The organism is Allobosea sp. GW821-FHT12C12, from assembly GCF_058807355.1.
This window is the reverse complement of sequence record NZ_JBXAQP010000017.1, coordinates 38,157-61,133: the sequence shown is the minus strand read 5'-3', so window position 1 is coordinate 61,133 and position 22,977 is coordinate 38,157. Positions and strand designations below refer to the sequence as shown.

24 protein-coding genes are annotated in these 22,977 nt (G+C 69.6%); 9 read left to right on the top strand and 15 right to left on the bottom strand.

Annotated features, from left to right (window positions below; genetic code table 11):
- The first annotated feature begins 26 nt into the window (after window positions 1-26).
- On the top strand, window positions 27-1,391 hold the full coding sequence (locus tag AC1RRW_RS19975) for a hypothetical protein (RefSeq protein WP_492903131.1): 1,365 nt from the start codon (window positions 27-29) through the stop codon (window positions 1,389-1,391).
- Between the two features lie 123 nt (window positions 1,392-1,514).
- Window positions 1,515-2,276, top strand: a complete 762-nt coding sequence (gene fliP, locus AC1RRW_RS19970; protein WP_492903129.1) for a flagellar type III secretion system pore protein FliP — start codon at window positions 1,515-1,517, stop codon at window positions 2,274-2,276.
- Here the strand turns inward: fliP and AC1RRW_RS19965 are convergent.
- From AC1RRW_RS19965 to fliL, 6 genes are all read right to left on the bottom strand, one after another.
- The gene (locus tag AC1RRW_RS19965; protein WP_492903127.1) at window positions 2,200-2,547 is read right to left on the bottom strand and encodes a hypothetical protein; all 348 of its coding nucleotides are present in this window, start codon (window positions 2,545-2,547) and stop codon (window positions 2,200-2,202) included. The genes fliP and AC1RRW_RS19965 overlap by 77 nt on opposite strands.
- 163 nt (window positions 2,548-2,710) lie before the next feature.
- A complete protein-coding gene (locus tag AC1RRW_RS19960; RefSeq protein ID WP_492903125.1) occupies window positions 2,711-6,142 on the bottom strand; it encodes a hypothetical protein in 3,432 nt (1,143 codons plus the stop codon).
- Window positions 6,143-6,231: 89 nt separating this feature from the next.
- Entirely contained in the window at window positions 6,232-7,041 is an 810-nt protein-coding gene (locus tag AC1RRW_RS19955; RefSeq protein ID WP_492903123.1) for a MotE family protein, read from the bottom strand.
- A complete protein-coding gene (locus tag AC1RRW_RS19950; RefSeq protein WP_492903121.1) occupies window positions 7,038-7,490 on the bottom strand; it encodes a DUF6468 domain-containing protein in 453 nt (150 codons plus the stop codon). Before AC1RRW_RS19950 ends, AC1RRW_RS19955 begins: the two co-directional genes overlap by 4 nt.
- A gap of 19 nt (window positions 7,491-7,509) precedes the next feature.
- Window positions 7,510-8,634: a flagellar motor switch protein FliM gene (gene fliM / locus AC1RRW_RS19945; protein ID WP_492903119.1), complete on the bottom strand. Its 1,125-nt coding sequence runs from the start codon at window positions 8,632-8,634 to the stop codon at window positions 7,510-7,512.
- Between the two features lie 40 nt (window positions 8,635-8,674).
- Window positions 8,675-9,190 (bottom strand): flagellar basal body-associated protein FliL, encoded by a 516-nt coding sequence (gene fliL / locus AC1RRW_RS19940; RefSeq protein WP_492903117.1) that lies wholly within the window; start codon window positions 9,188-9,190, stop codon window positions 8,675-8,677.
- A 289-nt stretch (window positions 9,191-9,479) separates the two neighbouring features.
- Here fliL and flgF point away from each other — a divergent pair, with 289 nt between their 5' ends.
- Genes flgF through flgH form a run of 4 tightly spaced genes read left to right on the top strand, consistent with a single transcriptional unit; the run spans window position 9,480 to window position 12,927 of the window.
- Entirely contained in the window at window positions 9,480-10,223 is a 744-nt protein-coding gene (gene flgF, locus AC1RRW_RS19935; RefSeq protein WP_492903116.1) for a flagellar basal-body rod protein FlgF, read from the top strand.
- Window positions 10,224-10,243: 20 nt separating this feature from the next.
- Window positions 10,244-11,035 carry a flagellar basal-body rod protein FlgG gene (gene flgG / locus AC1RRW_RS19930; RefSeq protein WP_492903115.1) on the top strand — a complete coding sequence of 264 codons (792 nt, stop codon included), beginning with the start codon at window positions 10,244-10,246 and terminating at the stop codon, window positions 11,033-11,035.
- A gap of 17 nt (window positions 11,036-11,052) precedes the next feature.
- Complete coding sequence (gene flgA, locus AC1RRW_RS19925; RefSeq protein ID WP_492903113.1) at window positions 11,053-12,150, top strand: flagellar basal body P-ring formation chaperone FlgA; 1,098 nt, start codon at window positions 11,053-11,055, stop codon at window positions 12,148-12,150.
- A 24-nt stretch (window positions 12,151-12,174) separates the two neighbouring features.
- Window positions 12,175-12,927: a flagellar basal body L-ring protein FlgH gene (gene flgH, locus AC1RRW_RS19920; RefSeq protein WP_492903112.1), complete on the top strand. Its 753-nt coding sequence runs from the start codon at window positions 12,175-12,177 to the stop codon at window positions 12,925-12,927.
- A gap of 223 nt (window positions 12,928-13,150) precedes the next feature.
- Here flgH and dksA read toward each other — a convergent pair whose 3' ends face one another.
- The 6 genes from dksA to AC1RRW_RS19890 form a co-directional block, all read right to left on the bottom strand.
- On the bottom strand, window positions 13,151-13,573 hold the full coding sequence (gene dksA, locus AC1RRW_RS19915; protein WP_492903110.1) for an RNA polymerase-binding protein DksA: 423 nt from the start codon (window positions 13,571-13,573) through the stop codon (window positions 13,151-13,153).
- A gap of 283 nt (window positions 13,574-13,856) precedes the next feature.
- Window positions 13,857-14,513, bottom strand: a complete 657-nt coding sequence (locus AC1RRW_RS19910; protein WP_492903109.1) for an SGNH/GDSL hydrolase family protein — start codon at window positions 14,511-14,513, stop codon at window positions 13,857-13,859.
- Window positions 14,514-14,566: 53 nt separating this feature from the next.
- A complete protein-coding gene (locus tag AC1RRW_RS19905) occupies window positions 14,567-16,096 on the bottom strand; it encodes an acyl-CoA carboxylase subunit beta (RefSeq protein ID WP_492903108.1) in 1,530 nt (509 codons plus the stop codon).
- A gap of 96 nt (window positions 16,097-16,192) precedes the next feature.
- Window positions 16,193-16,591: a GFA family protein gene (locus AC1RRW_RS19900; protein WP_492903106.1), complete on the bottom strand. Its 399-nt coding sequence runs from the start codon at window positions 16,589-16,591 to the stop codon at window positions 16,193-16,195.
- 23 nt (window positions 16,592-16,614) lie between these two features.
- Window positions 16,615-17,403, bottom strand: coding sequence for an ATP12 family chaperone protein (locus tag AC1RRW_RS19895; protein ID WP_492903104.1), 789 nt, complete (start codon window positions 17,401-17,403; stop codon window positions 16,615-16,617).
- A gap of 32 nt (window positions 17,404-17,435) precedes the next feature.
- Window positions 17,436-18,434 carry a P1 family peptidase gene (locus AC1RRW_RS19890; protein WP_492903102.1) on the bottom strand — a complete coding sequence of 333 codons (999 nt, stop codon included), beginning with the start codon at window positions 18,432-18,434 and terminating at the stop codon, window positions 17,436-17,438.
- Between the two features lie 184 nt (window positions 18,435-18,618).
- On the opposite strand from AC1RRW_RS19890, the gene AC1RRW_RS19885 reads away from it, so the two are divergent.
- Window positions 18,619-19,278: a Spy/CpxP family protein refolding chaperone gene (locus AC1RRW_RS19885; protein ID WP_492903101.1), complete on the top strand. Its 660-nt coding sequence runs from the start codon at window positions 18,619-18,621 to the stop codon at window positions 19,276-19,278.
- A gap of 176 nt (window positions 19,279-19,454) precedes the next feature.
- On the opposite strand, the gene AC1RRW_RS19880 is transcribed toward AC1RRW_RS19885, so the two are convergent.
- Entirely contained in the window at window positions 19,455-19,703 is a 249-nt protein-coding gene (locus tag AC1RRW_RS19880) for a hypothetical protein (RefSeq protein ID WP_492903099.1), read from the bottom strand.
- Window positions 19,704-19,902: 199 nt separating this feature from the next.
- Between AC1RRW_RS19880 and AC1RRW_RS19875 the strand changes: the two genes are divergently transcribed.
- Window positions 19,903-20,055 carry a hypothetical protein gene (locus tag AC1RRW_RS19875; protein WP_492903098.1) on the top strand — a complete coding sequence of 51 codons (153 nt, stop codon included), beginning with the start codon at window positions 19,903-19,905 and terminating at the stop codon, window positions 20,053-20,055.
- A 123-nt stretch (window positions 20,056-20,178) separates the two neighbouring features.
- Here the strand turns inward: AC1RRW_RS19875 and rpsD are convergent, their stop codons facing one another.
- Entirely contained in the window at window positions 20,179-20,796 is a 618-nt protein-coding gene (gene rpsD / locus AC1RRW_RS19870) for a 30S ribosomal protein S4 (protein WP_492903096.1), read from the bottom strand.
- Between the two features lie 190 nt (window positions 20,797-20,986).
- A complete protein-coding gene (gene murI / locus AC1RRW_RS19865; RefSeq protein ID WP_492903094.1) occupies window positions 20,987-21,856 on the bottom strand; it encodes a glutamate racemase in 870 nt (289 codons plus the stop codon).
- A gap of 141 nt (window positions 21,857-21,997) precedes the next feature.
- Between murI and AC1RRW_RS19860 the strand changes: the two genes are divergently transcribed.
- Window positions 21,998-22,930, top strand: a complete 933-nt coding sequence (locus tag AC1RRW_RS19860) for a bifunctional helix-turn-helix transcriptional regulator/GNAT family N-acetyltransferase (RefSeq protein WP_492903092.1) — start codon at window positions 21,998-22,000, stop codon at window positions 22,928-22,930.
- Window positions 22,931-22,977 lie beyond the last annotated feature (47 nt).

The following is a 22,977-nucleotide window of genomic DNA, read 5'->3' as shown; positions in this document are numbered from 1 at the left end:
CGTCGCCGTTGCGTATGAGGCAGACCTTGCAGACCTTGTTTGGCTACGATCTCTCGACCGGGACGAAATGGGTCATCGCCTTCGCGATCATCCTCGTGCTGCTCGCGCTGCTCGGCCTGTTCGCCAGGCAGATCAAGGGCGGGCGGCTGAGGATGAAAGGGCAGGGCGGCGGCCGGGCCCGCCTGCCGCGGCTCGGCGTCGTCGACACGCACGATCTCGACCGGCAGCGCCAGCTCGTGCTGATCCGGCGCGACAACGTCGAGCACCTGATCATGATCGGCGGCCTCTCCGACGTCGTCGTCGAAAGCAACATCGTGCGGGGCGGCCAGCGCGCCGCGGGGTCGGGCCAGACCGACCTGGCGCTGCCCGATCGCCCGCTCGCGACGGAAGCGCCTGTCCCGGCCGAGCCGTCGCGCGCCGAGTCCGCGCCCGCGCCGATTCCCAAGCCCGCTCCCGAGCCGCGCCGCACCGTGCCGCCGGCCGCGAACATGCCAGAGCCGCTGCCGCCCTTGCCGCCGCGCGCCAGCCCGCCGCAACCCGCCCCGCGCGCAGCGCCCGATGTCGGGCTCGCGGTCGCGTCCGCCGCGGCCGGCGCCGGCGTCGCCGCCGCCTTGGGTGGAGCCGTGCGCAAGCCGTCGCCCGCCGCGCCGAGTTTCGCCCGCGATCATTCGCCGGCGCCCGCCGTCAGCGCGACCGAGCTCGACGACATGGCCCGCCAGCTCGAAGAGGCGCTGAAGCGGCCGCACTCCACCGTGAGGCCGTCGCAGCCGGCCGGGACGGCGCTTGCGCCCGAACCCGTCCCGCCACCGCGGGAGCCGCCCGCGGTCATCCGGCTGCCGCCCCCGATCGAGCCGCCCGCGCCGATGCCGAGCCCGCCCGCGCCGCCCGTGACGTCGGGCCAGCCGATCTCGCCGCCGCTCGATGTCGAGGCCGAACTCGAACTCGCGCTCGGCCTGAAGCCGGAGCGGACCTCGTTCAAGGCCCCGGACACGCCGCCGATTCCGGCTTCGCCGCCGGTCTTCGCGCCGCCGCCGGCCTTCCTCGCGCCGGCTCCCGTGGCCGATGCGTCCAAGCCTCACGGCAATCCTGAAACCAGGCCCGAGCCGGAGCCGAAAGCCGCCACGCAGCCCGAGTCGGAGGATGCGCCGGAGCCGGATGCCGGCCTGTTCGCCGAGGCCGAGGAAGCGCCCGGCAAGGACGAGCGGGCTCCCGAGCCGGCGTTCCAGCCCGAACCCGAACCGGAAGACGAGCCCGGGCCCGATACCGCGAAGCCGGAAGCGCAGCCGCCCGCGCCGGAGCCGAAGCCGGCCGCGATCGACCCGTTCTCGGTCGATGCGATCGAGGCCGAGTTCGCGCGATTGCTGGGTCGCGATCCCAAGCCGAAAGGCTAGCCGTCAACAGGAATATCCCCGCGCGGCCGGCTGCGACGCCTGCGCCGGTTGCCGCGCGGCGAGTGTGCGCCTTAGCCTTGGGCGGCCCGGCAGGTTGAGTCGGGCGCGAACCCATGGCGGCGCGTGAGCTTCATCGCAACGACCTCGATCTGGCGTCGCCGCCGCCTGCCGGCGCTCGTGCTGGCGGCGCTCGCGCTGCCGTTCGCGCCCGCGCTGGCGCAGACGCTGTCGCTCGATCTCGGCCAGGGCGGCGGCATCGCCGAGCGGGCGCTGCAGCTGATCGCGGTCATCACGGTGCTCTCGCTCGCGCCGTCGATCCTGATCATGGTGACGTCGTTCACGCGCATCGTGGTGGTGCTGTCGCTGCTTCGCTCGGCGCTGGGCACGCAGACCGCCCCGCCCAACGCCGTGATCATCGGCCTCGCGATCTTCCTGACCGGCTTCGTCATGGCGCCGACCCTGCGCGAGGCCTACACCACCGCCGTCGAGCCGCTGATCGCCGGGCAGATCCAGCCGCAGGAGGCGTATAACCGCGGCATCGCGCCGTTCAAGACCTTCATGCTCAGGAATGTCCGCGAAAAGGACCTCGCTCTGTTCATGGAGATGTCGCGCGCGCCCGCGCCGGCGACGCCGCAGAACGTGCAGATCCATGTGCTGGCGCCCGCCTTCATGATCTCGGAGCTGCGCCGCGCCTTCGAGATCGGCTTCCTGCTCTTCGTGCCCTTCCTGATCATCGACCTCGTCGTGGCCTCGATCCTGATGTCGGTCGGCATGATGATGCTGCCGCCGGTGACCGTGTCGCTGCCCTTCAAGCTGATCTTCTTCGTGCTGGTCGACGGCTGGGGGCTGGTCGCGGGGTCGCTGGTGAAGAGTTATGGGGGATAGGGGGTTGCTTGCGACCCATAGCGGCCTGCGCCGACTGCTCAAATCTCTCCCGCCCCTTCGCCGTCAGCATCACCGTCCCGTTCGGCCCGTCCTCGAACCAGCCCAGCGTCACGCCATGGCGAAAGCCCTCCGTCACGTCGGTCGTCTGCCAGCCGTTCATCGCGGCGATCGAGAGCAGGTTTCCGGCGGCCAGCGGCTCGCCCGGCTCGGTGTCGAAATGGCTGAAGATGTCGAGCACGAGCCGCGCCTTCTCCTCGTCGGTCGATGACATGGGTCGGGCTCCTCGTGGGCGGTCTCGCGGCCATAACGCCATTGCCGAACGGGCGAGGCAAGTGTTCAAACAGGCCGCCGTTGGCAGGCGCCGCGCATTCCCTTCCCCCCGCTTGCGGCGGAAAGGGGACGGAGAGCGTCGCGCTTGAAACGATTGCCTCGCCTCACCCCTGCCCGGGCGCTGCGGGTAGCGCCGGAGCCGCGCCTTGCGGAAAGGGCTGGGCGGCCGGCTCGGCCTCGGCCGCCGGCTGCTCGGGCTTCGGCTTCTGGCGCACCGCCGTCGCATAGCTCGGATAGCGCTCGCGATAGGCGCGCATGAAGTCGGACAGCGTGTCGGCCCCGGCGGCGTTGCGCGCCATCTCGCGGATGTCGGCGGCGCGCGCGCGGCTCGCGCCGGTGACGAAGGCGAAGGTGCGCGCATCGGCGCTGTCGACCATCTTGCCGGCGAACTTGCTGCGCAGCCGGTCGAGCGAAAGCGCCTCGCCGGCCATGACATAGGAGATCGCCGCGCGCATCACGTCGGCGCGCTGCGCCTCGCCGAGCGGACCGTCGCCGCGCCAGCTTTCGCCGAGCATGCGCTCGTGGGATTCGCCGGCCTCGCGCCAGCGCCGCCCGGTCCAGTAGATGTCGGCGCGCAGGCGATCGACCTCGGGGCCGCGCTCGGGCTCCAGCATCTCCAGCGCCTGGTCGGCGCGCGAGAGGTCCGACAGCGCCTTGGCCTCCAGCAGCAGGCGGGCGCGCTTGACGTCGGCCGGCAGCTCGATCAGCCGCGTCGTCGAGATGGCGCGCAGCGCCTCGGCCGGTTTGCCGTTCATCAGCGCGACCATCGCGAGCCTGGCCGCGATGGTCGAGCGCGCCGCGCCGGTCAGGCGCTTCTGCATCTGGTAGCGCAGGATCTCGCTCGCCTGGTCGAGCAGGTCGAGCTCGACCAGCCTGTCGGCGAGCAGGCGGGTGATCTCGTCGCCGCGCCGGCCGATCGGCAGGAACTCCTTGAAGTCGTAGAACAGCGCCAGCGCGTCGATACGCGGCAGCTGCTCGGCCCCGCGCCCGCTGAAGAGTTCGGCGAAACGCTGCGCCGTTTCGTCATGCATGCGCCGCGTCAGCGGGTTGTCGGAGAAATTCTCGTTGGCCCGCCTCGCGGCCATGAAGGCGTCGCGCCAGCGCTGCCGGTCGATGTAGAACCGGCCGAGTTCGGCCAAGGCCTCGATCTCGATCTCGCCGCCGCGCCAGGTCACCGCGACGGTCTCCAGTCGCGAGATGGCCTCCTCGGGGCCGATGTCGGCGCGTTTTTCGGTCTGCACGAGGCGTATGGCGCGCAATTGCGCCTCGGCCGCGACCGGGCGGCTGCGTGCCTCGAACAGCGGCTTGTAGCCGTTCAGCGCGGCTTCCGGCCGGCCGGCGGCGTCGTCGAGCATGGCGCGCAGCAGAGCCAGCCGCTCGGGCTCGACGACGCCTTCCGGCAGCTCGGCCACGCGCCCGATCTCTTGCTCGGCCACCGTCAGGTCCTGCTGGGACAGCGCGGCGCGCGCCTTGGCGACGCGGAATTCGCCCTGGATGTCCCTGGGATAGCGCTCGAGAATCGCGGCCGCGCGACGGAAGCCGAGCAAGGCCTTGTCGTTCTGCCCGAGCCGCTGCTCGACCAGCGCGCGCCACAGCCCGGCCTCGGCGTCGTCCTTGAGCGGCACGGCGTCGAACGCCTTCAAGGCCTCCGCGTTGCGGTGCATCCGCGTCGCGATCATCCCCTTCAGGAACAGCGCCTCGCGGTTGCCGCGCATGCCGGGGTCGTCGGCCAGCATCGCGTCGAGCGGGCCGGCCGCCTCCGCCATCAGGCCGTTGGCCGCGTAGAAGCGCGCCAGGGCCAGCCGCGCCTCGGATTTGCGGGCGCGCGAGGCGTCGGCGACGTCGCGCAGCAAGGCGCGCGAGGCATCGCGAACCGAGCCGCCCTGCAGCGTGCGCCAGAGTTCGCCGTCGAGCAGGGGCAGCGGCGTGGCCGGGGTCTTGTTCTGGTCGCTCCCGGCCTCGACCGCGACGTCCAGGGTGACGGTCAGGCCGCCGGCGCGGCCGATCAGGGCCTGCTCGGCTCCGGCCCGCACCACGACATCGTCGGCGCGCGGGCTGACGGCGAGCCCATGCGCCGTCTGCAGCAGCGAGAACTCGACGAACTGGTAGGGCTTCGGCAGCAGCCGCGTCGGCCCGGTCGCGGTCGCGATCGCGACCGGCAGGCCGCCCGGGCCGGCCTCGATCCAGTGAACGCCGGTCATGCCGGGCAGGGGGGCCGCGACGATGGTCTGGCCACGCTCGTCGACGGAGCGGCGCGGCGCGATCGCCTCGGTCGCGCGGGCGCGCTCCTCGCCGAAGGCGAGCGACCAGACGTTGCCCTCGTCGCTCAGGCGCGTCAGCGGCTGGTTCGCCAGGCGCAGGCGCACCAGCGCGACCTTGCCCTCGCGCGTGACGGTCGCGTCCTCGACGAGCTCCGGCAGGACGCCCTTGAGGTCGACCGGATCGATCGTGTCGCGGGTGTCGAAGACGAGCGTCGCCGTGCCGGCCTCGACGAAGGCGGCCGCGCCGGTCGGCCGGGGAAAGCGGAAATCGATGCGCGCGCCGTCGCCCTGCCTGACCGCCTGGATCTTCACCGCCTGCGGCGCAGGGTCCGGGATCGGCGCCGCCTTGGCCTGCGCCGGCGCGGCAGCGGCAGGCCGGGCCGCCGGCATCGCCTCGGCAGGCGCGGGGCCCGGCTTGGCCGGCGCCGGCGGCTCGGCCGCCGGCTCCGCCAGCGTCAACGCCGGGGCCTTACTTGGGCGCACGAGGTCGACGACGAGCCCGGCCTCGTCGCGGAAGGAGCGCATCCGCCAGTCGGTCGGCAAGCTCAGGTCGAGCTGCGTCGAGCCCTCGCCCGTGGCGTGATCCGCGAGCGAGACGGCCTCGGGCAGGGCCGCGCGGATGGCGCCGGGCTCGACGGTCATCGCCTTGTCGAAGCTCAGCCGCAGCGTGCCGTCGACCAGCTCCGGCGAGAGCTGCGTTCCGGGCGGGGTCTGGAAGATCAGGCGGTCGAGCGTCGGCAGCGCCGCCCCGCGCACGGCCAGGATGGGGCGGGGCGGGGCCGGCCGCCGGGCCACGTCGCGGGCGCGCGCCTCGGCCAGCCGCAGCCGTTCGGCGAGGCTGGCGATGACCTCCGGCGGCGGCCCGGGCATCAGCCCGGTCCAGTTTTCCGGCAGGAGGTCGATGAAGACCTTGTCGCCGGCCTCGATCAGGTTCGCCTTGTAGGGGCGCGCCAGGGCGAAGCGCAGGCCCTTTCCATCGGGATCGCCGCGGGCGATCGAGACATAGCCCGGCAGGTCCCTGGCGATCTTGCCGACATCGATCTTCACGGCCTCGCCGAACGCGACCACGAGCACGCCGTTGGCGACGCGGATCCTCGTCGGAGTGGCCTCGTCGAAGGACAGCGAGAGGCGGCCGAAGCCGGCGGGCATGACCTCGCCGCGCAGCGTCGCGCTGGCCGCCAGCGCCGGTCCGCCAAGGCCCGCGGCGACGCCGAGCGCGGCCAGCCCGATACCGACAGACAGGGACAGCGGGATACGCAAAACCGGCACTTTCACGCAACGCGACACAGCGGGACGACGCGGCGTCCCGACAGGCTGGCACGCTAGCGCGTCAGGAATAACGGTGCGTTAAAGCGCGGAGCCTTTCAGCGTCTCGGCGGGGCGATCGCGGGCAGTTCGTTGCCGGGCAATTGCGCGTTGTCGAGCGACCGATCGGGGGCCGGGCCGCGCCCGCTCGACGCCAGCGCGACGGTCAGTTTTTCGGCCCGGTCGGGCGCCATCGCGGCCAGAACCTCGGACATCTTGCGCGGGTTCATCTGCTGGACGACGGGCACGAGCACGTCATGGCCGAGCCTGTCGAAGACGCGGGCGGCGTCCTTGGGCTTCATCGCCTCGTACATGATCACGAGGTTCTTGATCGCCTTCGCCTCCTCGGCGGCGGCGGCCTTGGGCCCCTCCAGCTTGGTTTCGAGCTGCTTCAGGTCGCCGACGCGGCCGTCGAGCTTCTTCTCGGCGGTGTCGAGCAGGCGCTCGCGCATGTCGAGGTCGCGCATCCGGGCCTCGATCTCCTCGCGCCGTTCGCCGAGGCGTTCGAGCAATGCGCGCTCGGCCGACGAAACCGGGGCGCTGCCGTTCATGAGGCCGGCCTTGTTGTTCGCGGCGCGGGCGGCCTCCGCCTTGGCCGCTTCCTCGGCCTTCTTCGGGTCGGGCTTGTCGACCGAGCCGGTCGTTTCGGGATCGAAGAGGACAGGATCAGGTGCGGGAGCATTGGCGGTCGTCCGGGCGGAGGCCCAGTTTTCCGGCCGTGCCTTGCCCCCGCTACCGGAGGCGAAGGCCTGCTCGCTCGCCGGAATCTTGCCGGGATAGGGCTCCGCCGTCCAGGCAAGCAGCTTCAGCGCCAGGAGACCCATGGCGCCGAGGATGACTGCCGGAATGAGGCGGGGCCGTTCGATCACGCCGCCTGGCCCTCGAGCCGGCGGGCGGCGCGGGCGCGGATGGCGGCGGCCGATTCCGCCGCGCTCGCCATGCGCGAGATCGGGGTCGGCTCGGGCGCCGGAACCTCGGACTGGCGCGGCGCGACCATGGCGGCGGCGCTGACGATCTGGGTGATGCGCTCCATCACGCTCTGGCCGGCCTCGACCTGGGCCGCGAGATCCGCCGCATAGCGCTCGGCTGTCAGGAGCCGCGCGGCCAGCGTGCGGTCGCAATCGCCCAGCGTCAGCTTGAGGCCGGCGATGGCGCGCTCGGCGGTGTCGGTCGCCGCGATCAGCGCGCCGATGGTCTGGCGCATGCCGGCCTCGTCGCCCTTCAGCCGGTCGATGCGCTTGGCCAGCACGTAGCAGGCGATGATCGTGGCGACGAGCAGGCTCGCGACCAGGACTTCGGCGATGAGGGTGATCGTCATGGCGGCTTTAACCCGAACGCTAAAGAGGTGAACCGAGATGGTTGGTGGCGCTGTCGAAGGCGGCGATCGTCGTCTTGGAGCGGCGCAGCGGGCTGACGACCTGCACCGCGATCTTGTCGTCGACGCGCCCGATCCGGCCCTCGCTGATGATGAACTCGCCGCAACGCAGCGCGACCACCGAATCCGGCCGCGCGTCGAACATCAGCGTGTCGCCGATCTCCAGCTTCATCACGCGCTTGAGCGGCATCCGCGCCTCGTGCAGGAGGCAGGTGACATCGACATCGGTCTGCCAGACTTCGGTCGCGAGATGGTTCTCCCAGATCGGGTCGCGGCCGAGCTTCTCGCCCATGAAGCTTTCGAGCAGCAATTCGCGGATCGGCTCGATCGTGGCGTAGGGCAGCAGCAGGTGCAGCGAGCCGCCGCGCCCCTCCATGTCGAAACGGAGCTCGACCCGGATCGCGGCGTTCGCCGGCCGCGAGATCGAGACGAAGCGCGGATTGGATTCGATCCGGTCGACCGCGAAGGTGACGGGCGAGAGCGGGCGGAAGGCGGCCTCGGCGTCGCTCAGCACCAGCGCGATGACGCGCTTGATCAGGCTGATCTCGATCGAGGTGAAGGGCCTTCCGTCGATGCGCGGGGCGGGCTGGCCGCGCTTGCCGCCGAACATCGTGTCCAGCACCGAATAGATCAGCGAGGATTCGATCGTGATCAGGCCGAAATTGTCCCATTCCTCGGCCTTGAAGACCGAGAGCATGGCGGGCAGCGAGATCGAGTTGATGTAGTCGCCGAAACGCACGGAGCGGATGCTCTCCAGCGTGACCTCGACATTGTCGGTGAAGAAGTTGCGCAGGCTGGTCGAGAGCAGGCGCACCATGCGCTCGAAGATGATCTCCAGCATCGGCAGCCGCTCATAGGCTACGGAGCCGGAATCGACGATGGCCTGGATGCCGTTGCGGCTGGCTTTCTCCTCGGTGGAAAAGCCGAGCATCGTGTCGATTTCGTCCTGCGACATCAGGCGGTCGGTGCCGCCTTCCTGTTCGCCTTCGTCCTCGACCATGTCCGGCATGGTCGCCCATTCGGCCGCCATCCCTTCCGGGGTCAGCGGCTCGTCCTTGGGCTTGGCGTCGCGGTCGTCGGTGCTCATCGCTCTTCGATCTTCTGTCGGGGCCTGGTCCGCGCGCTGCTCACTGCACCAGCAGTTCCTTGAACAGCACGGCGTCGATCTTCGCCGGGTAGACGGTCACGTTGACGCGGCGCAGCAGCTCTTCCTTGAGCCGGTACATGCCGGCCGAGCCTTCGAGATCGGCCGGGCGCAATTCGCGCATGAAGACCTGGAAGGCGTCCTCGACGCGCGGCAGCAGCGGCTTGATCTCGTCGGAGACCTTGGCGTCGGCGATCTCGAGCACGACCTTGATCTTGATGATGGGCTGCCGGTTCGTGTCGCCGCCGTTCGAGATGCCGATCATCATGTCCTTCATCTCGACGAAGGAGACCGGCTTCCTGGCGCCCTTGGCCATCTCGGCCGCCGCCACCTGCTCGGCCGACGGCTTCTTGAGGAAGAAGAACCAGCCGCCGCCGCCCAGCGCCAGGAGCGCGACGGCGCCGCCGACGATCATGATCAGCTTCTTCTTGCCGCCGCCGGCCGGAGCCTCCTCGGCGGGAGCGCCGTCTTCCTCGGTGTTCTTCGGCTTATTCGACATCGACTGACCGCCCGGAACCGGGGCATGCGACACATCCGCATCGTCCCCATCCCGCACCCTGATCAATCACGGTTAACGCACTGTTAAGGGCGGCAAATTCTGCCGGGCCGATCTTGCCGTCATGGCGCGTCGTGCCGGGTGTCGCCAGCCCATGAGATTGGAGAAAATATAGCAATATCAATGTGATAGTTGGCTTTAACCATGCTGGCACGGCGCTTGCGGAACTGTTGGCGTGGCTGCTGCGCTGGGGAGCGTCGAGGCGGCCGCGGGAAATTCGGGAGACCATGCCGTGGAGAACGCGCTTCTCGTCGGCCTGTCGCGCCAGATCGCTCTGGCGCGCGAGCTGGACGTCATCGCCAACAACGTCGCCAATACGGGCACGAACGGCTTCAAGGCGCGCTCGGCGCGCTTCAACGAATTCATCATGCCGGTCGCCAGCGCCGAGGCCTTCCAGCTGCGCGACCGGCCGCTGTCCTATGTGATCGACAAGGGCACCCCGATCGACCTGACGCAAGGCGCGGTCGAACGCACCGGCAACCCGCTCGACGTCGCGCTCAAGGGCGACAACTACCTCGTGGTCCAGACGCCCAACGGCGAGCGCTATACCCGCGCCGGATCGCTCGCCGTCAACGCGCAGGGGCAGCTCGTCACCCAGACCGGCCAGCCCGTGCTGGGCGACGGCGGGCCGATCGTGTTCGGCCCCGGCGAGACCGACGCCAAGATCGCCGCCGACGGCTCGGTCTCGAGCGACCAGGGCGTGCGCGGCAAGCTGCGCCAGGTCCGTTTCGACAATCCGCGCGCGCTCGTCAGCGACGGCAACAACCTGTTCTCGTCGACCACGGCCGCTCAGCCCGCTGGCCCGCTGGCGCGGGTCGAGCCCGGCGCGCTCGAAAGCTCGAACGTCAAGGCCGTGCTGGAGATGACCCGGCTGATGGAGGTCCAGCGCTCCTATCAGAGCATGGCCAGCATGATGGCGAGGTCCGACGAACTGCGGTCCAGGGCGATCACCCGCCTGGCCGACCAGCAAGCCTGATCCGGAAAGGGAGCAAAGCGATGCGCGCTCTTCAGACAGCCGCCACCGGCATGATGGCCCAGGAACTCAACGTCCAGGTCATCTCCAACAACATCGCCAACGTGCGCACCACCGGCTACAAGCGCCAGCGCGTGCATTTCCAGGATCTTCTCTACGAGAATTTCCGGCGCGCGGGCTCGGCCACCTCGGACCAGAACACGCAGGTTCCGGCCGGCACCTTCATCGGCTCCGGCGTCAAGACGGTCTCGACCGGCCGCGTGATGACCCAGGGCAACCTGACCCCGACCGAGAAGCAGTTCGACGTCGCGATCCGCGGCGAGGGCCTGTTCAAGATCAGGATGCCGGACGGCCGCACCGCCTATTCGCGCGACGGCTCCTTCGATCTCGACGCGCAGGGCCAGCTCGTCACCCGCGACGGCTATCAGCTCGAACCCGGCATCACCGTCCCCAACAACGCCTCCAGCGTCTCGATCAACGCCCAGGGCACGGTCGAGGTCACGATCCCCGGCCAGACCGCGCCGCAGCAGCTCGGCCAGATCCAGCTCGCGCGCTTCATCAACAAGGTCGGGCTGGAATCGATCGGCGACAACCTCTTCCTCGAGACGGCGGCCTCCGGCCAGGCGATCGACGGGTTCGGCGGCGGCGAAGGCTTCGGCACGCTGCAGCAGAACTACCTCGAAGAGGGCAACGTCCAGGCGGTCACCGAGCTGTCCTCGCTGATCGCGGCGCAGCGCGCCTACGAAATGAACTCCAAGGTCATCACCGCCGCCGACCAGATGATGTCGGCGACGACCCAGATGTTCCGCGGCTGACCGGAAGGATGAGCCTCATGATCCGTCCCCTGACCGTCCTGACCGCCCTGCTCATGGCCGGCGCGTCGTTCGCGGTCTCGCCGAAGGTCGAGCGCGTCTCCGTTCCGGCCAGGGTCGAGCGCGTGGCGATCCCGGAGCCTGCGCCTGTCCCGGTCGCCGCGCTCGCGGTCGAGCCGGCGCCGGCCGCGACCGCGCCGCGCCGTCCGCAGCTGCGCCCCGAACTGACGCTGAACCGCGACTTCGTCACCTATGGCGACCTGATCCCGGGCGCTCCCGCCGAGCTTGCGAACGCGCCCGCCTTCCGGGCGCCGGCGCTGGGCGAGACCGGGACGATCCAGGTCAGCCGCATCGTGGAGGCGGCGCGCGCCGCCGGCCTCGTCCGCGAGGCGGGCGACCTCGACACGCAGGGCATGGCCCAGGTCGTCGTCAGCCGCGCCGCCCGCCGGCTGCTGGCGTCCGACCTCGACGCCGCCGTCAAGACCGGGCTGCAGGAACGCTTCGGCGTCGATGCGCGCGCCTTCGTGCTCGCCGTCGACGGCGGCGCGCCCGCGGTCGCGATCGAACCCGAGCTGACCGGCGACGCCGTCGTGCTCGATCTCGGCTACGATCCGCGCTCGCGCCGCGTCCAGGCGAGGCTGATGGTGCCGGGCAGCACGGCGATGCGGCTGAAGCCGCTGCGCATTTCGGGCCAGCTCGTCGAGACCGTCGAGGTCGTGGTGCCGAGACGCGCCATCGCGCGCGGCGAGACGCTGGGCAAGGCCGACGTCGTCGTCGAGCGCCGCCCGCGCGACGCCCAGACCGGCGAGTTCGTCGGCGATCTGCGCGCCGCGGTCGACAAGGTCGCGCGCCGGGCGCTGCTCGCCGGCATGCCGCTGCGCAGCGGCGACGTGCAGCGCGAGGAGATCGTCGCCAAGGGCGACCTCGTCACCATCGTCTACGAGGCGCCGGGGCTGATGATCACCATGCGCGGCCGCGCCAGCGACGCCGGCGCGATGGGCGATGTCGTCTCGGTCACCAACCCCCAGTCGAAGCGGGTGCTGCAGGGCACGGTCAGCGGTCCCGGACGGGTTTCCGTCCAGGCCTCGTCGGCCGGCCGGGTCGCCAGCGCCAACTAGTTCCCGTCAGCGCGGAAGCCAATCATGACAACGCATTCTCTCGTCAAACTGTCCGGCGTCCTGCTGCTCGGCGTCTCGCTTGGCGCCTGCGGCGCGATGGACCGCCTCGCCAATGTCGGCCAGGCGCCGGCGCTGTCGGCGATCGAGGACCCGACGGCCGCGAAGGGCTACAAGCCCGTACAGATGCCGATGCCGCAGATGGAGCATGCCTCCTTCGCGCCGAACTCGCTCTGGCGCACCGGCTCGCGCGCCTTCTTCAAGGACCAGCGCGCCAGACTCGTCGGCGACCTCGTCACGGTCAAGGTCAAGGTCACCGACCGGGCCCAACTCGACAACACCACCAAGCGCAGCCGCAAGAGCGGCGAGGATGTCGGGGCCGACAACGTCTTCGGCTTCGAGAACAAGCTCGACAAGTTCCTGCCCAACGGCGCCAGCGCCGGCTCGCTGCTGAAGCTCGATTCGGAAGGCTCGCATGAGGGCTCGGGCTCGGTGCGCCGGGCCGAGCAGCTCACCACCAACGTCGCGGCGGTCGTCACGCAGACCCTGCCCAACGGCAATCTGGTGATCGAGGGCAAGCAGGAAATCAGGGTCAATTTCGAGGTGCGGGAGCTGATCGTCGCCGGCGTGATCCGGCCCGAGGACATCGAATCCGACAACACGATCGAATCGACCAAGATCGCCCAGGCCCGCATCGCCTATGGCGGCCGCGGCCAGATCACCGACGTCCAGCAGCCGCGCTACGGCCAGCAGGTGATGGACATCCTGCTGCCGTTCTGAGCGAAGCTCTGCCGTCGGCGATCCCCTACCGAAAGTCCCGGCCGGCGCGGAACGCTCCCCGCTTTCTCCGCCCCGGTCGGCCGGCGGTCTCCTCCCGAGCCGCCACTCCTCCCGGCCGTCCGCCATGCTCCCCAGGCAAAATGGCGGCGGCCCAAAAGAAGCCCCGCGTTTCCCCCGCGCGGGGCTTCATTTCGTCCGAGCGCTGTTTGTCGGCTCGACCCGCTCAATCGTCCCTGAACACCTTCTCGTTGCGCTCGTGGCGCTCCTGCGCTTCGAGCGACAGGGTCGCGATCGGGCGGGCCTCGAGGCGCTTCAGCGAGATCGGCTCGCCGGTGTCGCGGCAATAGCCGTAGGAGCCCTCGTCGATCCGGGCGATCGCCGCCTCGATCTTGGAGATCAGCTTGCGCTGCCGGTCGCGGGCGCGCAGTTCGATGGCGCGGTCGGTCTCGGAGGAGGCGCGGTCGGCGATGTCGGGATGGTTCTCGCTCTCGCTTTGCAGGGCGACCAGCGTTTCCTTGGCCTCCTTCAGGATTTCGTCCTTCCAGGCCAGCAGCTTGCCGCGGAAATACTCGCGCTGACGGTCGTTCATGAACGGCTCGTCCTCGGTCGGTTTGTAGTCCGCCTCGAGTGTAATCTGCTTCGGCATAGGCGCACTCTCTCGGTTCGTCGTCTCGCCGCGCCCGTCGGCATCGCCGCTGAGCCGCCGCCGATTTGGCTGCCTTATAGCGAGGGACGCCGATGGGAACAATCGCTTCGACACCGCCATCAACCGGCATCGCCAGGGTCTGGCGTCGAATGGTGAATTTTCATGACGCATCAGCGTGATGGCCGCCTGCGGGGGGCTGTTTCGCATCCGTTTTTCAAGGGCGGGCAGCATTGGCGCGCCATATCGATTCGCGAAGGGCTCCGTCACCTCCGGCCGTTACGGCTCAGCCGCAGAGCAGAGCGGCCGATTTCGCCAGAGGCGCCCGATAATCGACGAGATGCACGCCGTCGCGCGTGACGCCGGGGCGGGCGATCGCGGGGTTCTCGCCGCGGGCCTCGGCGAACGGATCGAGGAAGAGGCAGCCAGACTTGCGGCAGATGCCTTCCAGCTCCTCCGAATAGGCCTTCAGCGCAGCGAGATCGAACAGAGGCGCGACTTCGGCCCCGACGGGCGGAACGGCGGTGACGACGAGCCGCCGCGTGCGCGTCTGGAGCGCCGCGATCAGCGCGGCAGCGTTGTCGCGGAAGGCGCTTCTGCTGCGAGGCAGCGGCTTGTCCAGCGCATTGTTGGTGCCGATGGTCAGCAGGCCCGCGCCGGCGCGGCGCGGCATCTTGAGTTCGGCGAGCAGGTTGAGATAGCCGCGCGCGCCGATGCCGCCGACGCCGGCGTTGATCACCGGCTTGCCGCAGAGCGGCGAGGGATCGCCGACGAAGGCGTTGTGCGAGTCGCCGAACAGAACGACATCGTCGCCCATCGCCGCGAAGGCGCGGTTGAGCGCGGCGATGCGGTCGGGCGCGATCAGATGATCGTAGTCGCCACGGTCGTATCCTTCCATCCACAGGGCGATCGCGCCGCCGACGAGCGCCAGCACGAGCGTCACGCCGATGCTCGTCCTGGGCCGCCGCATCACGAGGCGGCGCAGGCCGTCTAGCCTCACAGCGGGATGTTGTCGTGCTTCCGCCACGGCCGTTCGACACTCTTGGTGCGAAGCATGGCGAGCGCGCGCGCGATCCGGCGGCGCGTGCCATGCGGCATGATGACCTCGTCGACATAGCCGCGCTCGGCCGCGACGAAGGGCGACATGAAGCGGTCCTCGTACTCCTTGGTCTGGCGTGCGATCGTCTCCGCATCGCCGCCCCTAAAGATGATCTCGACCGCGCCCTTGGCGCCCATCACCGCGATCTGCGCGGTCGGCCAGGCATAGTTGACGTCGGCGCCGATATGCTTGGACGCCATCACGTCATAGGCCCCGCCGAAGGCCTTGCGCGTGATCACGGTGACCAGCGGCACGGTGCACTCGCTATAGGCGAAGAGCAGCTTGGCGCCGTGCTTGATCAGCCCGCCATATTCCTGCGCGGTGCCCGGCAGGAAGCCGGGAACGTCGACCAGCGTCACGATCGGGATCTCGAAGGCGTCGCAATAGCGCACGAAGCGCGCCGCCTTGCGCGAGGCGTCGGAATCGAGCACGCCGGCCAGCACCATAGGCTGGTTCGCCACGACGCCCACCGTGCGGCCCTCGATGCGGCCGAAGCCGGTGACGATATTGGCGGCATAGGCCGCCTGGATCTCGAAGAAATCGCCTTCGTCCAGCGTCTTCCGGATCAGTTCCCTGATGTCGTAGGGCTTGTTGGGATTGTCCGGCACCAGCGTGTCGAGGCTCATGTCGACGCGGTCCGGAACGTCGAAGGAAGGCCATTCCGGCACGCCGGCGGTGTTGTTCGCCGGCAGGAAGTCGATCAGCCGGCGGACCTGCAGCAGCGCCTCGACATCGTTCTCGAAGGAGCCGTCGGCGACCGAGGATTTCGAGGTATGGACCTTGGCGCCGCCGAGTTCCTCCGATGTCACGGTCTCGTTGGTGACGGTCTTCACCACGTCCGGGCCGGTGACGAACATGTAGCTCGTGTCGCGGACCATGAAGATGAAATCGGTCATCGCCGGCGAATAGACGTCGCCGCCGGCGCAGGGGCCCATGATCACCGAGATCTGGGGAATGACGCCGGAAGCCTGAACGTTGCGCTTGAAGACCTCGCCATAGCCGCCGAGCGCCGCGACGCCCTCCTGGATGCGCGCCCCGCCGGCGTCGAAGAGGCCGACGATCGGCGCGCGCATTTTCAGCGCCATGTCCTGGATTTTCACGATTTTTTGCGCATGCGTCTCGGAAAGCGAGCCGCCGAACACCGTGAAATCCTTGGAGAAGACGAAGACGGTGCGGCCATTGACGGTGCCCCAGCCGGTGACGACGCCGTCGCCGGGGATCTTCTCGGCCTTCTCCATCCCGAAATCGACGCAGCGATGCTGCACGAACATGTCGAACTCCTCGAAGGAATCCCGGTCGAGCAGGAGTTCGATGCGCTCGCGGGCGGTGAGCTTGCCCTTGCCGTGCTGGGCCGCGACCCGCCGGTCGCCGCCGCCCTGGCGCGCGCCCTCGCGCCTGTCTTCGAGTTGTTCGAGAATGTCTTTCATGACGATCCAGGCCCCGCGACCGACGATAGGTCTGGCATTCGATTAGGGGCCGCGGGCGCGCCTGTCCATCGGTTGGCGATCAGACCTTGGGCCCGGTCACGATGTGGGGTCGACGCGCTCGTCATCGTCCCTGTCGCGGGAATGGCCGCGGATCCCGGGGAAGGGCGGCAGCCAAGGCTCGCGTCGGACGGTCCAGAGTTCGTAGGTCGGGGTGAAGCGACCCGGCTCGTCGAGTGAGCCGAGGCCGATCTCGATCTCGTCGCGCGTGCGCGCAAAGACCGACGATCCGCAGTGCGGGCAGAAGGAGCGGCCGGCGAAGGCGCGCGTCTCACCGTCCACCGTCACCGCATCCGACGAGAAAATCGCCGACGCGTGAAATGGCGAGCCGTGCTGTTTGCGGCAATCGATGCAGTGGCAGATGCCGACCCGTAACGGGCTTCCGGTCGCGACGACACGGACCTTGCCGCATAGGCATCCGCCGCTGATGCGCTCCATGCTGCTCGCCCGCTCCAAGCCGACTATCCGTGCCGTAGCAGCAACGCCGCTGCGTCGAACTCCGTCCGCCGGATGACACGGCGCTCGGCCGCCTCCTCGTCCTGGCCCCAGATCGCGATCTGGTAGTCCTCGTCGCAATGGGCGGCGGTCCAGATCGCGTCGGGATCGCGCCGGCCATCCGCCAGCGCCAGCATCAGGATGGTCGAGCCCGTCAGCGTCATGACGTTGTGCGCGCCGGCGAGCGCGACCGGCGCGGCAATCGCGGCGACGCGGGCCGCCACTGCCGCCAGCGTCTCGCGCGGCTGCTCGGCGTGAACGACGCCCTGCGCCAGCATGAAGCGTATGCCGAGCGCGCCTTCCGTCTCACGCAGGATCGGGTTCCAGAGTTCGTCCTGGCGAGCCACCAGCGCTTCGGGTTCGCCGGCGCGGTAGCAGAGCGCGTCGCTGCCGGCATAGCGCACGATCTCGGCGCGCACGGCCTCGTGCTGGTCGGCGACGCCGTCCAGCGCCGAGTTGACCAGCCGGGTCAGCGGCATTCTCGCCGGGTCGATGCGCTGATCCTGGGCCTGCCATTCGGCGGCGAGCGCTTCCGCGACCGGCCTCGAGCTTACGGCCAGCGGGTTGCGCGCCGGGGTGCGGGCGGTGCGGCCGTCGAGCGCGACATGGAAGCGGCCGTCGCGCTCCAGCGCGGCGGCGTTCTCGTAGAAGCGTTTCGGCAGGGCGTTGCGCATCGCCGATTGCGCGGCGGCGACGGGGTCGGGCTGGCGCTGGCCTTGAGCGCCGAAGCGGGCGAGGAATTCATCGGTCGACATGCGGCGGCGTCTAGCACGCCGGCGCGCGCCGGTCAGCCGCCATGGATGTCGCGCCAGGCCGGCCCGGCGTTGCCGAAGGGCAGGGCGGTCGCGGCATGGACGCCGCGCGCGATGGCGCGGGCCAGCACGTCGGCGGCGGTCGCGCAGATCTCGGTCAGCGCGAAGGCGTCCGACGGCGCGCCGGAACGCCCGGTCGCGGCCGAGAAGACGACGTCGCCGTCGAGCGGGGCGTGGACGGGGCGCAAGGCCCGCGCCAGCCCGTCATGGGCCGCGAGCGCGAGGCGCTTGCACTGCGCCTTGGTCAGCGCGGCGTCGGTCGCGACCAGCGCGATCGTGGTGTTGCGGCCGGGCCCGCCCTTGTAGCGCAAGGCGAGGTCTTCGGCTGAGATCGTCCGCGGCCAGCCGAGACCGCCGAACTCGGCGTCGCGCTCGTAAGGCGCGGCCCAGAAATGCGGACCATCCCCGATCGTGGCCGAGCCGACCGCGTTGACCGCGACCAGCGCGCCGACGACATGGCCGGTGGCGGCCCGCGCGCTGGCCGAGCCGAGCCCGCCCTTGAAGGTCTTCGTGGTCGCGCCGTAGCCCGCGCCGGCCGTGCCGAGCCCAAACTCCTCGGCTGCGCCGGCCGCGGCCCGCAGGCCGAGCCCGCGATATGGCGTCTCGCCCGCGCCCGCCGCCCAGGGCTTGTCGCCGCCATTGGCGAGATCGAACAGGATCGCCTGCGGCACGATCGGCACGCGCAGGGCCCCGACCGGGAAGCCGCGCCGCTCCGCCGCGAGCCAGGCCATCACGCCGTCGGCCGCGCCCAGGCCCCAGGCCGAACCGCCCGAGAGCACGATCGCGTCGACATGCTCGACCGTCATCTCGGGCTCGAGCAGCGCCGTGTCGCGCGTGCCGGGCGCGCCGCCGAGGATGGCGACGGAGGCGATGGTCGGCCGGTCGAACAGGGCGACGCTGACGCCGGTCGCGGCCCGCTCGTCATGCGCCTGCCCGACGAGGACGCCGCGAACATCGGTGATCAGGTTGCGCATGGAGCAGGCCGGCCGAAGGTCAGGAACTTCGCGCCACCTCGCGCGTCCTTGCTACATTACGATCTTTTCATGCTTGCGCCATCGCCGGGTCAGGGCCGCGCCGGCATGCTGGCCTGATCGCGGACCGGCTTTTCGAGACCCTCGCGCGACCGGGCTCGCCTGAAACGCCATTGGAGATTGTCGCATGAAACGCATCGCTCTCATCACCGCCTCCTCGCTCGCCGCGATGGCCGCGACCTTCGCGATCGCACAGCCGCAGCCGATCCCGCCGGCCGGAGGCGGTGGCGACCGCGACGGCACGCGCCAGGAGCGACAGGACGGACGCGACAGCTATCAGTCGCGCGAGGAGCGCCGCACGGAATGGCGCCAGCGCCAGTCCGAGCGGATGCAGGCGCGTCTCAACGAGCGCCTCGCCAGGCTGCGCACCGACATGAACCTGAAGCCCGATCAGGTGCCGCTGTTCGAGCGCGTCGAAGCTGTGATCAAGAAGAGCGCCGAGCAACGCCGCGAGCGCTGGGCCTCGATGCGCGAGCAGCGCGAGAATTTCCGCGATGCCGACATCATGGAGCGGCTCGACAGCCTGTCGGCCCGCAGCAACGAGCGCGCCCAGCGCATGAAGGAGATGGCCGATACGGTGCGCCCGCTCTGGGTCACGCTCAGCGACGAGCAGAAGACCGTCGCCCGCCGCGCCGTGCGCGAGGCGATGGCCGAGGGACGCGGCCGCATGGAGCGGATGGGCGAGCGCTGGGACGAGCGTCGCGGCGGCGGCCAGGATCGCGACGACGACGATCGCGGGGAGCGCCACTGGCGCGATCGCGGCGGCGACTGGGATCGCCGGGGCTGATCTGGCCTCAAAACATGCAAGGGCGGCTCAGGGAGCCGCCCTTCTTCATTTCGTATCAGAGCAATCTGAGCTCGCACGGCAACAGACCGTCATCCCGGATCGGCGCGGCTTCGCCGCTTGTCCGGGATGACGAGGCGCTTCTGAGGAAAACCAGTCGGTTCGAGGCCCGGCGCCCGTCAGGTGCCGACGGCGTCGGTGACGCATTTCTTGGTGAAGCTCGTCTTGGCCGCGCCGTTGAGCTTCTTGTCGGCGGCCTGCTTGTCGCAGGCGGCGGTGGCGTCCTTCTCGCATTTGCCGAGGAAACTGGTCTTGGCGGCGCCGGCCAGTTTCTTGTCGGTGGCCTGCACCGCGCAGCTTGCGCCTTGAGCGAAGGCCTGGCCCGACAGGCATCCGAGCGCGAGCGCTGCGATCAACATCATCTTCATGATCGTCGTCCCTTTCCCGTTTGGGTGATCAAGGATTACCCGAGTCGAGGACGCTTGTCAGCGCGGCGCGCGGACCCCGAGGCAATCCGGCCCGTGTCTCGTGAAACAATCGGTAACCTTTCGTTTACATTAGCTGTTCAAGTTCGATTCAGAGTTTTGCGTTTACGATTTGGCAGTAAGTTCACCGCGAGTGGCCGCCATGAGCAACAAGACAACGACCTGGGCGATGCGGGCCTTCATCGCGTCCGTCTTCGTGCTGAGCCTGTTCGGCCCCTATGCGATCTCGATCCTGATCGGCTGCCTGGGCCTCGGCTGCTATTTCTTCCGAGACGAGGTCGGCTCGCATCTGTGAGGTCGTTTCGCGGGATCAACCTCCGCTTCCCGAACGACGGGCAAAACAAAAAAGGGCGGCTCCTGCGAGCCGCCCTTTCGTGTTTTCGGCCAATGCCTTGTGGCGCGACCCTGCCATATCGAATCAGCGCGAGTAGAACTCGATGACCAGGTTCGGCTCCATCTGCACCGCATAGGGCACGTCCGTCAGGGTCGGCGTGCGGGTGAAGGTGGCGGTCGATTTGGTGTGGTCGGCGTCGAGATAGTCGGGCACGTCGCGCTCGGCGAGCTGGGCCGATTCGATCACCAGCGCGAGCTGGCGCGAGCTCTCCTTGACCGCGATCACGTCGCCGGGCTTGACCTGGTAGGAGGCGATGTTGACGCGCTTGCCGTTCACGGTGACGTGGCCGTGGTTGACGAACTGGCGGGCGGCGAAGACCGTCGGCACGAACTTGGCGCGGTAGATCACCGCATCCAGCCGGCGCTCGAGCAGGCCGATCAGATTCTCGCCCGAATCGCCCTTGAGGCGGATCGCCTCGGCGTAGTAGCGGCGGAACTGCTTCTCCGAGATCGAGCCGTAATAGCCCTTGAGCTTCTGCTTGGCGCGCAGCTGCGTGCCGAAATCGGACGGCTTGCCCTTGCGGCGCTGGCCGTGCTGGCCGGGGCCGTATTCGCGGCGGTTGACCGGGGATTTCGGACGACCCCAGATGTTCTGACCGAGACGGCGGTCGATCTTGTATTTCGCCTCATGGCGCTTCGACATTTCGCGTGTCCTCTTGGTTCGCGAGTGAGGACCGCGCCCTCCTGTCCCTGGCTCCCAGGGCGACAGATCCGGCTCGATCGAGCGGATCACGGGTGCGGAAAAAGCCGCGCGGGCCGTTTCGGGCCCGCGCGACGTGGCTCTAGAACCATGCGGAGGCCGGTTTGTCAAACCGGAACGGCTCGTTCTGGCGTCAATTCACCAGCGGCATCGGCTCGACCGCGACCTCGGCGAGGCCGTAGCCGGCGAGCGCGATGCGCAGGGGGCCGGTCAGGCCGCCGCCGTCGGTGAAGAGCGCGAGCGCGTCTCCGGCCGTCACGGCGGGCGTCGCGGCTATGGGGCCGAGCAGGCCGGCGACGCGGCGCGCGATCGCGGGCGCCGGGTCGATCCAGTTCACCGGCCAGGGCGCGAGCCGCTTCATCCGCTCCAGCAGCAGCGGATAATGCGTGCAGGAAAGGGTGACGACATCGGTGCGCACGCCGTCCCGGTCGACGAAGCAGGGCGCGATCTCGGCCAGGATCGCCTCGTCCGCGACCGCCTCGCCCTTCAGCGCCGCCTCGGCAAGGCCGGCGAGCGCGGTCGAGCCGACGAGGGTGACGCGGCAGCCGCCGGCATAGGTCGCGATCAGCCCGCGCGTATAGTCGCGGGCGACCGTGCCCGGCGTCGCCAGCACGGTGATCCGTCCGGTCTTCGTCAGCTCCGCCGCCGGCTTGATCGCGGGCACGGTGCCGACGAGGGGAATCGAAAAGCGCGCCCGCAGCGCCGGCAGGACCAGCGTCGAGGCGGTGTTGCAGGCGATGACGACGAGATCGGGATGACAGCGCGCGACCAGCCGCTCCATCACCGCCAGCACGCGCGCGACGAGCTCGGCCTCGCCGAGACGGCCATAGGGGAAGCCGGCGTCGTCGGCGGCGTAGACGATCCTCGCGCCGGAACAGGCCCGCATGGCGGCTTCCAGCACGGTCAGGCCGCCGAGGCCGGAATCGAAGATGAGGACGGTCGGCTGGCGCCGCGGCATCGCCAGCGCGGCATAGGCCGTTCCGGCCATGAAATCGACCTGCATGGAAAACCTGCGGCAGCGAGAACAGCCAAGGATTGCGCCAGAATGAGGTTAAGGCGACGTCAAGAAACAAGGCGCGGCATCGGGCAAATTTAGTTGACAAAGTCCACTATAACGGCGAGCTTCCGATTGCGGAGGATCGCCATGACCCACCCCGAAATCGACAGCCCAGGCGTCGCGGCGATCCGCCGCTTCAACCGTTTCCATACGAGCTGGGTCGGCGCGCTCGGCGGCAGCCTGCACGGCTCCGGCTTCGCGCTGACCGAGGCCCGGGTGCTCTACGAGCTCGCCCAGCGCGACGGGCTGACGGCGAGCGAGCTCGCACGCGATCTCGGGCTCGATCCGGCCTATCTTTCGCGCATCCTGAAGCGCTTCATCTCGGCCGGCTGGCTGCAGCGCGACCGCTCCTCGCGGGACGGCAGGGCGCTGCGGCTCGCGCTGACGCCGGCCGGCCACGCGGCCTTCGCGCCGCTGGACAGCGCCTCGCGAAGCCAGGCGCAAGCGATTCTGCAACGGTTGCCGCAAGCGGAGCAGGACAGGCTGGCGGCCACGCTCGGGCAGGCCCAGATGCTGCTATCGGGCGAGACGCCCGCGATCGACGCGCCGCTGATCCGAGCGCACCGGCCCGGCGACATCGGCTGGGTGATCGCGACCCATGGCCGGCTCTATGCGCGGGACCATGGCTGGGACATCTCGTTCGAGGCGCTGGTCGCCGAGATCGCCGCAAAGTTCCTGCGCGAGTTCCGGCCCGGCCTGGAGCGCTGTTTCATCGCCGAATGGGGTGGCGAGCCGGTCGGCAGCGCCTTCGTCGTGCGCGGGAGCGACGAGGTTGCCAAGCTCAGGCTGGTCATCGTCGATCCGCGAGCGCGCGGGCTCGGGCTCGGCAAGCGGCTGGTCGCGGAGGCGGTCGGTTTCGCGCGGAGCGCCGGTTATGCCCGCATGGTGCTGTGGACCAACGACATCCTGCATGCGGCGAGGGCCATCTACGTCGCGCAGGGCTTCCGGCTGGTGGCGGAGGAAAAGCACCGTTCCTTCGGGCAGGAACTGGTCGGCCAGAACTGGGAACTGGACCTTTGAGCCTGCCGTTCACCCAACCGAAAGGCCCGCAACCGAAAGGCCCGCCG